At 49.7% G+C, this 392-nt stretch carries 1 protein-coding gene; it reads right to left on the bottom strand.

All coding sequences use genetic code 11. From position 1 onward, the window contains the following. Window positions 1–392, bottom strand: a 392-nt coding sequence (locus D7X55_RS45255) for a hypothetical protein (protein ID WP_233610494.1), incomplete at both ends; no start/stop codon positions are given.

Below are 392 nucleotides of genomic sequence, written 5' to 3'. Positions count from 1 at the left end.
GTTGTGGATGTGGGAACCATGATCAAGGGCTGGGACAAAACAAGATTGCGAGGCGTATGCGGGCTCGAAGGAAGGGAAGGCTTGGGCAGAGGCTCATGAGAATTTTCCTCAGTGTCAGGATCAGGCTCCTCATGTTCCTCAGGCACAGGCAAATTGAGGTCTGTTCTTAATATGCCGTTGTTTGTGTGATCATCATCGGGATGATCATCCCCTTGCCCTTCTGCGGCATCCTCCTCGTCCTCTAGATCCGAATCCCCAACATCCTGTGAGAAGCTTAGATCCATGTCAGTCGATGTAAGGAGCCCGTTCTGCGAGGTTTCCATGAAACCAGAGTTGAACACTGGGCAAATATATGCGTCAGTGTTTAGAATCGGCTTTGATGGTATAAAGAC

The sequence above is a fragment of the Corallococcus sp. AB049A genome, assembly GCF_003668885.1.
In the GTDB taxonomy this organism is placed as follows: Bacteria; Myxococcota; Myxococcia; order Myxococcales; family Myxococcaceae; genus Corallococcus; species Corallococcus interemptor.
The sequence above is the reverse complement of the archived record's forward strand: the minus strand, read 5'-3'. Positions and strand labels throughout refer to the sequence as shown.